The sequence below is a fragment of the Pantoea sp. ARC270 genome, from assembly GCF_003236725.1.
GTDB classification, from domain to species: Bacteria; Pseudomonadota; Gammaproteobacteria; order Enterobacterales; family Enterobacteriaceae; genus Pantoea; species Pantoea anthophila.
Genome location: NZ_PUGA01000007.1, coordinates 92,055 through 100,870, shown reverse-complemented (window position 1 = coordinate 100,870; position 8,816 = coordinate 92,055). Strand labels below are relative to the sequence as shown.

The following is an 8,816-nucleotide window of genomic DNA, read 5'->3' as shown; positions in this document are numbered from 1 at the left end:
CGCCAGCATCAGCAACGCGCACTGGATCAGATGATATGGGGGCTTAATGAAGATTGATTTAAATGCCGATCTCGGCGAGGGCTGCGCCAGCGATGAGGCACTGCTGCAACTGGTCAGTTCTGCCAACATCGCCTGTGGCTTTCATGCCGGTGACGCGCAGACCATGCTGCAGTCGGTGCGCTGGGCGCAGGCATCGGGCGTGGCCATCGGCGCGCATCCCTCGTTTCCTGACCGGGAAAACTTTGGCCGCCGCGCCATGCAGCTGCCGCCGGAGACGCTTTACGCCCAGATGATCTACCAAATTGGCGCGCTGAAAAGCCTGGCGGAAAGTGAAGGGGCGCGGCTAGTCCATGTCAAACCGCACGGCATGCTCTACAACCAGGCCGCAGCCGATCCGGTGCTGGCTGACACCATCGCCCGCGCCATCAGGGCGGTTGACAGCCAGCTGATCGTGACAGGGCTGGCTGGCAGCGAATCGATCCGCGCCGCGGCGCACTACGGCTTACGCACCCGGGAAGAGGTTTTTGCTGACCGGGGTTACCTGAGCAGCGGGGCACTGGTGCCGCGCAGCGAACCGGGCGCACTGATTGAGGATGAACAGCAGGCCATTGATCAGACGCTGACGATGGTCCGGCAGGGCAAAGTCAGAAGTATCAGTGGTGAATGGGTCGCGGTGAATGCGCAGACCGTCTGCTTACATGGCGACGGCGCACACGCGCTGCAGTTTGCCCGGCGGTTGCGTGATGCCTTCGCCGCTCAGCAGATTGCGGTTACCAGCGCCTGAATAACATTTAGCCCGGCTTATGCCGGGTTTTTCAACTCTGAGGGAAAACCATGGAAAGTGCAGTCAATCTCTGGCCTTTACTGGGCATTGCCGCCATCGTTATCGGCTTCGTGTTACGTTTCAATCCGGTGCTGGTCGTGATCGTCGCCGGATTCGTCACCGGTCTGGCGGCGATGATGCCGCTGGCGGACATTCTGGAAAAGCTCGGCGCCGGTTTTCTGAACACCCGTAACCTGCCGCTGATTCTACTGCTGCCGCTGGCGGTCATCGGCCTGCTGGAGCGTCACGGGCTGAAGGAGCGGGCACAGGCATGGATCGCACAGATAAAAACGGCCACCGCCGGACGTCTGCTGATCGTCTATCTGTTTGTCCGTGAAATCACCGCCGCGCTGGGATTAACCAGCCTGGGGGGCCATCCGCAGATGGTGCGTCCGTTGCTGGCCCCGATGGCAGAGGGGGCAACGGAAAACCGCTATGGTGAGATCACACCTGAACTGCGCTACCGGCTGCGCGCCATGTCTGCGGCCACCGATAATGTCGGCCTCTTCTTTGGTGAGGATATCTTCGTGGCATTTGGCGCGATTATCTTTATGCATAACTTTATGCAGGAGTCAGCCGGGATTCAGACCGAACCACTGCACATTGCGTTATGGGGCATTCCGACCGCGCTTGCCGCCTTTCTGATCCACTCGGCGCGTCTGATGCGTCTGGATCGTCAGCTGGCGCGGGAACTGCAGCAGCTGAACAACCAGGCGCTGAAAGCCCGGGGAGGTGAATAATGTTCCAGCAACAATATCTGATGTGGCTGGCGGGCATTATCCTGCTGGTGGTCGCGATTCTCTCCTGGCGCGACAGCGCAAATCCGCGCCGTTTTACCACCGGACTCTTCTGGGCGTTGTATGGCCTGGTATTTCTGGTGGGGGACTGGACGACGCAGATGATGAGCAGCCTGATGGGCTCGGATGCCGCGGGCACCCGAATGCTGCACATCACCATCGGTGTCATTGTGGTGGTGATGGCGTTGATCGCCGGTTTCGGAGGTGTCCGGCTGGGTCGTTATCATCAGCGCAGTGATGAAGAGAAGCAGGCCAGCGCAGGGCGTCTGGGCAATAAACTGTTTCTGCCCGCGCTGGCGATCCCGGTCGTGACCGTGATCGGTGTGCTGGCGTTTAACCATATTCCCGGTCTGCAGGATGCGGTTTTCGGACCCGGCAACCACGCCACGCTGGTGACGCTCTTCTCCATGATGGTGGGCTGTCTGATCGGCTGGCTGGTGGCGTTAAAACTGACTCATGAAAAACCGGTGCAGTCGATGCAGGAGACCCGCCGCCTGCTGGATTCGGTTGGCTGGGCCTTTATTCTGCCGCAAATTCTCGCCACCCTGGGACTGCTCTTTACCAGCGCGGGCGTGGGCGGTGCGATTTCGCATCTGACTGAGACCTGGCTGGCGGTAGATAACCGCTTTGTCGCGGTCACCGTTTATGCCGTCGGAATGGCGCTGTTGACCATGATCATGGGTAACGCTTTTGCCGCGTTTCCGATTATTACCGCAGGCGTCGGCATCCCGATCTTAGTGCTGCAGCACGGCGGTAATCCGGCGGTGATGGCCGCGATTGGCATGTTCTCCGGCTACTGCGGCACTCTGATGACGCCGATGGCGGCGAATTTCAATATCGTCCCGGCCGCGCTGCTGGAACTGCCGGACCGTAACGCGGTGATCAGGGCTCAGATTCCAACCGGTGTGCTACTGTTAATTGTTAACATTTTCCTGCTCTATTTCCTGATGTTTCTGTGAGGCCGCATGAAAACTGTTCTGATGACCGCCTTTGAACCCTTTGGCGGTGAAACGATTAACCCGTCATGGGAAGCGGTCCGCGCACTGGAGGGCAAACAGATCGGTGACGCCACCATCGTTATCCGCCAGTTACCTGTCGTCTTCCGCGATGTGCTGACGGTGCTCTATCAGGCACTGGATGAGGTTAAACCGGATCTCATTCTGTCCGTGGGGCAGGCGGGGGGCCGCAGCGATATTAGTGTTGAACGCATCGGCATTAATGTGGATGACGCCCGTATCCCGGACAACGCCGGTCATCAGCCGGTGGATGAGCCCGTGGTCGCGGGCGGCCCGGCAGCCTATTTTTCCCGTCTGCCGATCAAAGCGATCGTTGCGGCCGTGCGCGAAGCGGGCATTCCCGCGTCGGTTTCACAAACCGCCGGCACCTTTACCTGCAACCGGGTGATGTATGGCCTGCTGCACTGGCTGGCGCAGCAGGAGCGCCCGGCGCGGGGTGGTTTTATCCATATCCCTTATCTGCCCGAGCAGGCGGCGCAGCATCCCGGTGTGCCGAGCATGGCGGTCGCAACGATTATCAGGGCGCTGGAAATTGCAGTGCAGGTGACGCTGGAAACCGGCGACGACATAAAACAGGTGGGCGGAGCCACCCATTAAGAGGATGAAGGATGCCTGAAGGACCGGAAATTCGCCGTGTGGCGGATAAACTTGAAGTCGCGATTGTGGGGCAGCCGCTGACAGAGGCGTGGTTTGCATTTCCTCAGCTGAAAACCTACGAACCGGCCCTGATTGGCGAGCAGGTGCAGGCGATTGAGACGCGCGGAAAGGCGTTGCTGACGCACTTCAGCAATGGCCTGACGCTCTACAGCCATAACCAGCTCTACGGCGTCTGGCGCATCGTCAAACCTGACACCGAACTTAACACCACACGTCAGCTGCGGGTGCGGCTGGCGACGGCGGGCAAAGCGATTCTGCTCTACAGCGCCTCCGACATTGAACTGCTCAACGCGGATACGCTGGCGGCCCACCCGTTCCTGAATCGTATCGGGCCGGATGTGCTGAGCAGTGGTGTGACGGTGGATGAGGTCAGGGAAAGGCTGCTCTCACCCCGCTTCCGGCGACGCCAGTTCAGCGGTCTGCTGCTGGATCAGGCGTTTCTGGCCGGGCTGGGCAACTACCTGCGCGCTGAAATCCTCTGGCTGGCACAGCTGCTGCCTCACCATAAGGCTCAGGAGCTGAGCGACGATCAGCTGACTGCTTTCAGCGAAGCACTGCTGTCGGTACCGCGTCACGCCTACCGGATGCGCGGAACCATGAAGAAATATCATGAGGAAGCGGCCTTTCAGTTTGAGGTGTTTCACCGGCAGGGCAAGACGTGCCGGCGCTGTGGCACAACCATTGAGAAGGGCACGCTCTCATCGCGGCCTTTTTACTGGTGTCCGGGCTGTCAGAGGTAGAGAGAGGGATTCCTGCGGCGCCATCATAAGCAAAAGCAGGTTGAGTCCGGCCGCGGCAAACAGGTCAAAAGCGCAGGGAACAGGGTCAGAGGAGGAAAGCGTCCCGCGCCAGGGAAGGCGCGGGCCGAGCGGCCATGGATGGCCTGAGCGACTTCCCGATCTGACCCTGTTCCCTGAGCAGGCTCGGTCCCGCAGCAGCAGTGACTGTGCAGACCTCATTTCATCAGGCATGTGAAGGGAATTACAGAGGGAAAGAAGAGCTTCGCAGAGGAAAGGTTTGCTATGCAGGCGCGGCATAACCGCTCGCCGCGCCAGATCAGAATCACGTCGCCAGGCGGGGATCGCTCCCCGCCATCACGAACTTACTTCTCCAGCTTAGAGCTGAATTCACGCTCAGTGTAACCGGTGTACAGCTGACGCGGACGGGCAATCTTCATGCCTTCGTCGTGCATCTCTTTCCAGTGTGCAATCCAGCCAACGGTACGGGCCATCGCGAAGATCACCGTAAACATGGAGGAAGGAATCCCCATCGCTTTCAGAATAATACCGGAGTAGAAGTCGACGTTAGGATAGAGCTTACGCTCGATGAAGTACGGGTCGTTCAGCGCGATGTGTTCCAGCTCCATCGCCACTTCCAGCAGGTCATCTTTCATACCCAGCTCATTCAGGACTTCATGGCAGGTATCACGCATCACGGTCGCGCGTGGATCGTAGTTTTTGTAAACGCGATGACCAAAGCCCATCAGACGGAAGGAATCATTCTTATCCTTGGCACGTTTAACGAACTCAGGAATGTGCTCAACGCTGCTGATCTCTTCCAGCATACGCAGTGTCGCTTCGTTTGCACCGCCGTGCGCCGGTCCCCACAGGGAGGCGATCCCGGCGGCGATACAGGCAAACGGGTTCGCACCACTTGAACCGGCGGTACGCACTGTTGAGGTAGAGGCGTTCTGCTCATGGTCAGCATGCAGAATCAGAATACGGTCCATGGCGCGTTCCAGCACCGGGTTAACTTTGTACTCTTCGCATGGCGTAGCGAACATCATATGCAGGAAGTTACCGGCATAAGAGAGGTCGTTGCGCGGATAAACAAATGGCTGGCCGATGGAATATTTGTAACACATCGCTGCCATGGTCGGCATCTTGGAGAGCAGACGGAATGCCGCGATTTCGCGGTGGCGCTCAATGTTTACATCCAGCGAATCGTGGTAAAACGCCGCCAGTGCGCCGGTCACACCGCACATCACCGCCATCGGATGCGAGTCACGACGGAAGCCGTGGAACAGACGGGTAATCTGCTCATGAATCATCGTATGACGGGTAACGGTGGTGCGGAACTCATCAAACTGCTTCTGATCCGGCGCTTCGCCATTCAGCAGGATGTAGCACACTTCCAGATAGTTAGAGTGGGTCGCCAGCTCAGAAATAGGGAAACCACGGTGCAGCAGGATACCTTCGTCACCATCAATAAAGGTGATTTGGGATTCGCAGGACGCTGTAGAAGTGAAACCGGGATCGAAGGTGAACAGGCCACTTGCACCCAGAGAGCGGACATCAACCACATCCTGGCCCAGCGAGCCTTTCAGCACGTCCAGTTCAATAGATGTTCCATCTTGCAGGGTTAGCGTTACTTTTTTATCTGTCATTTTCGTCTCCATAGCGCCTTATGTAGGTAAGGATCTTTAGACACCTGAAACGCGTTCATGTTGCGGTTGGCAAAACAACACAGTATCACTCTGCGGCGATCAGGCCGGTGCAGGGTACAGAGTGAGCGGCGCGTTCCCAGCGGGAACCTGTGAGCCATGGACATGCTGCATATCGCGGTTGTTAAAGATCCGGTCAGGACATAACTTCTTGGTAACCAATAACCTGATGCTTTTTAATGCTCATTATCGCAATGTTACATAACTTGCGCTTAGGGGAAAGTGTATCCCCATAACTTTTGTGCATCATAGGAATTTACAGGCTTAGTTTGTAACTGAATTGTTGAACTATTGTCAAATCAGATAATTAAAATTGTATCAATTGTGAAAATCGTGAGTATGATCACTGTTCTACCTAAAATATACCAAAGAGTTTGTAGGGGAATTGTAATCAGAATGTGATCCTCCTATACTCCAGGCAGGTCTCCGGAACACCCTGACACCAGGAGCCACCCAGCGTTTACTACCGCGTCAATTAACACTGGATGTTGCTTGTTTGGTGACGGTTAAAGTCTGCCACGCGTTGTGATTAGACTCCGCCTCAGGTCCGGAGGAAGCAAAATAAAAAAGAGCTGTGTGGGCAAAACCGTGAAAAAACAAAGACCTGTCAACTTGGATCTCTCGACGATCCGGTTTCCCGTTACTGCAATATCATCCATTCTTCACCGCGTCTCCGGCGTAATCACCCTGGTTGCCATTGGCATCCTGCTGTGGCTACTCGGTCTCTCTCTCTCCTCTCCTGAAGGTTTCCAGCACGCTGCGTCCATTATGGATGGCTTCTTCGCGAAGTTCATCATGTGGGGCATCTTAACGGCGCTGGCCTATCACGCGGTGAGCGGGATTCGTCATATGTTGATGGATTTTGGTTATCTGGCTGAAACGCTGCAGGTCGGTAAGCGCTCAGCACATATAACTTTTGTGATCACTGTCGTGCTGGCAATTCTGGCGGGAGTCCTCGTATGGTAAGCAATGCATCCGCATTGGGTCGCAACGGCATTCAGGACTGGCTGCTGCTGCGCGCAACTGCAATTCTCATTACGCTCTACATCGTCTACATCCTCGGTTTCGTGGTGATGACAGACACGCTGACGTATGACCTGTGGCGTGGCTTCTTCGCCTCCGCCTTCACCAAAGTGTTCACGCTGCTGACGCTCTTCTCCATTCTGATTCACGGCTGGATCGGGATGTGGCAGGTGTTAACAGACTACGTTAAATCGCTGCCAACCCGTTTGTTGCTGCAGTTTGTGATTGTCGTGGCGCTGTTGTGGTATGCGATTTATGGCTTTGTTGTGGTGTGGGGTGTGTAAATGAGTTTGCCAATCAGAGAATTTGATGCCGTGGTGATCGGCGCAGGTGGCGCAGGAATGCGCGCCGCACTGCAAATCTCCCAGGGCGGCCAGAGCTGTGCCCTGTTATCCAAAGTTTTCCCGACCCGTTCCCACACGGTATCTGCGCAGGGCGGTATCACCGTTGCGCTGGGTAATACCCACGAAGATAACTGGGAATGGCATATGTATGACACCGTCAAAGGTTCCGACTACATCGGTGACCAGGACGCGATTGAATATATGTGCAAAACCGGCCCGGAAGCGATTCTGGAGCTGGAGCATATGGGCCTGCCATTCTCCCGTCTGGAAGATGGCCGCGTTTATCAGCGTCCGTTTGGTGGTCAGTCGAAAAACTTCGGCGGCGAGCAGGCAGCACGTACGGCGGCGGCCGCTGACCGTACCGGTCACGCCCTGCTGCATACGCTCTATCAGCAGAACCTGAAAAACAAAACCACCATCTTCTCGGAGTGGTACGCGCTGGACCTGGTGAAAAACGCCGATGGCGCGGTAGTGGGTTGTACCGCTATCTGCATCGAAACTGGTGAAACCGTCTACTTCAAAGCGAAGGCGACCATTCTGGCGACCGGCGGTGCAGGCCGTATCTACCAGTCCACCACCAACGCCCACATCAACACCGGTGACGGTGTCGGTATGGCGCTGCGCGCAGGCGTACCGGTGCAGGATATGGAGATGTGGCAGTTCCACCCAACCGGCATCGCGGGTGCGGGTGTGCTGGTCACGGAAGGCTGCCGTGGTGAAGGTGGCTATCTGCTGAACAAACATGGCGAACGCTTCATGGAGCGTTATGCGCCGAACGCCAAAGACCTGGCGGGCCGCGACGTGGTTGCGCGTTCGATGATGATTGAAATCCGTGAAGGTCGCGGCTGTGACGGTCCGTGGGGCCCGCACATCAAACTTAAACTCGATCATCTGGGTAAAGAGGTGCTGGAATCGCGTCTGCCGGGTATCCTGGAGCTGTCGCGCACCTTTGCTCACGCCGATCCGATTAAAGAGCCTATCCCGGTTATCCCGACCTGCCACTACATGATGGGCGGCATTCCAACCAAAGTAACCGGTCAGGCGCTGCGTGTGAATGAGCAGGGCGAAGATGTGGTGATTCCTGGCCTGTTCGCCGTCGGCGAAATCGCCTGTGTTTCGGTGCACGGAGCCAACCGTCTGGGTGGTAACTCCCTGCTGGACCTGGTGGTCTTTGGCCGCGCGGCGGGTCTGCATCTGCTGGAGAGCATCCAGGAGCAGGGCGACCTGCGTGATGCGACCGAAGATGAAATCGCCGTGGCGATGGAGCGTTTCAACCGCTGGGAAAACAACACCACCGGAGAAGACCCGGTTGAGATTCGCAAAGCGCTGCAACGCTGCATGCAGAACAACTTCTCGGTCTTCCGTGAAGGTGATGCGATGGCACAGGGTCTGGAAGAGCTGAAAGAGATTCGTCAGCGCCTGAAGTCAGCGCGTCTGGATGACCGCTCACCCGATTTCAACACTCAGCGTATTGAGTGCCTGGAGCTGGATAACCTGATGGAGACGGCCTTTGCCACGGCGGTCGCGGCTAACTACCGCACCGAGAGCCGCGGTGCGCACAGTCGCTTCGACTTCCCGGATCGTGATGATGAAAACTGGCTGTGCCACAGTCTTTATGTCCCGGAAACCGAAAGCATGACGCGCCGTGAGGTGAACATGCAGCCGAAACTGCGCGCGGCCTTCCCGCCGAAAGTGCGCACCTACTAATTCCGG

The 8,816-nt window shown here is 57.1% G+C and carries 9 protein-coding genes; 8 read left to right on the top strand and 1 reads right to left on the bottom strand.

Annotated elements, in window-relative coordinates:
- The first annotated feature begins 46 nt into the window (after positions 1-46).
- From pxpA to nei, 5 genes are read left to right on the top strand one after another with little or no spacing between them, the layout of a single operon-like run.
- Complete coding sequence (gene pxpA / locus CKF42_RS05605) at positions 47-784, top strand: 5-oxoprolinase subunit PxpA (protein WP_058956306.1); 738 nt, start codon at positions 47-49, stop codon at positions 782-784.
- A gap of 50 nt (positions 785-834) precedes the next feature.
- Positions 835-1,563: a DUF969 domain-containing protein gene (locus CKF42_RS05600; RefSeq protein ID WP_009091426.1), complete on the top strand. Its 729-nt coding sequence runs from the start codon at positions 835-837 to the stop codon at positions 1,561-1,563.
- Positions 1,560-2,579: a DUF979 domain-containing protein gene (locus CKF42_RS05595; protein ID WP_111207731.1), complete on the top strand. Its 1,020-nt coding sequence runs from the start codon at positions 1,560-1,562 to the stop codon at positions 2,577-2,579. The genes CKF42_RS05600 and CKF42_RS05595 overlap by 4 nt, the downstream gene beginning before the upstream one ends.
- A 6-nt stretch (positions 2,580-2,585) precedes the next feature.
- Complete coding sequence (gene pcp / locus CKF42_RS05590; protein WP_009091423.1) at positions 2,586-3,233, top strand: pyroglutamyl-peptidase I; 648 nt, start codon at positions 2,586-2,588, stop codon at positions 3,231-3,233.
- 11 nt (positions 3,234-3,244) lie between these two features.
- A complete protein-coding gene (nei, locus tag CKF42_RS05585) occupies positions 3,245-4,033 on the top strand; it encodes an endonuclease VIII (protein WP_009091422.1) in 789 nt (262 codons plus the stop codon).
- Between the two features lie 362 nt (positions 4,034-4,395).
- On the opposite strand, the gene CKF42_RS05580 is transcribed toward nei, so the two are convergent.
- The gene (locus tag CKF42_RS05580) at positions 4,396-5,679 is read right to left on the bottom strand and encodes a citrate synthase (protein ID WP_009091420.1); all 1,284 of its coding nucleotides are present in this window, start codon (positions 5,677-5,679) and stop codon (positions 4,396-4,398) included.
- A 633-nt stretch (positions 5,680-6,312) separates the two neighbouring features.
- Between CKF42_RS05580 and sdhC the strand changes: the two genes are divergently transcribed.
- From sdhC to sdhA, 3 genes are read left to right on the top strand one after another with little or no spacing between them, the layout of a single operon-like run.
- Positions 6,313-6,702: a succinate dehydrogenase cytochrome b556 subunit gene (gene sdhC, locus CKF42_RS05575; RefSeq protein WP_009091418.1), complete on the top strand. Its 390-nt coding sequence runs from the start codon at positions 6,313-6,315 to the stop codon at positions 6,700-6,702.
- Positions 6,696-7,043: a succinate dehydrogenase membrane anchor subunit gene (gene sdhD, locus CKF42_RS05570; RefSeq protein ID WP_009091417.1), complete on the top strand. Its 348-nt coding sequence runs from the start codon at positions 6,696-6,698 to the stop codon at positions 7,041-7,043. The genes sdhC and sdhD overlap by 7 nt, the downstream gene beginning before the upstream one ends.
- A complete protein-coding gene (gene sdhA / locus CKF42_RS05565; protein ID WP_009091415.1) occupies positions 7,044-8,810 on the top strand; it encodes a succinate dehydrogenase flavoprotein subunit in 1,767 nt (588 codons plus the stop codon).
- Positions 8,811-8,816 lie beyond the last annotated feature (6 nt).

Bases quoted from the DNA above. Each gene is read 5' to 3' on its own strand.
- CKF42_RS05580 (WP_009091420.1), bottom strand. From the start codon at position 5,679: ATGACAGATAAAAAAGTAACGCTAACCCTGCAAGATGGAACATCTATT.
- pxpA (WP_058956306.1), top strand. From the start codon at position 47: ATGAAGATTGATTTAAATGCCGATCTCGGCGAGGGCTGCGCCAGCGAT.
- pcp (WP_009091423.1), top strand. From the start codon at position 2,586: ATGAAAACTGTTCTGATGACCGCCTTTGAACCCTTTGGCGGTGAAACG.
- CKF42_RS05600 (WP_009091426.1), top strand. From the start codon at position 835: ATGGAAAGTGCAGTCAATCTCTGGCCTTTACTGGGCATTGCCGCCATC.
- sdhA (WP_009091415.1), top strand. From the start codon at position 7,044: ATGAGTTTGCCAATCAGAGAATTTGATGCCGTGGTGATCGGCGCAGGT.
- sdhD (WP_009091417.1), top strand. From the start codon at position 6,696: ATGGTAAGCAATGCATCCGCATTGGGTCGCAACGGCATTCAGGACTGG.
- nei (WP_009091422.1), top strand. From the start codon at position 3,245: ATGCCTGAAGGACCGGAAATTCGCCGTGTGGCGGATAAACTTGAAGTC.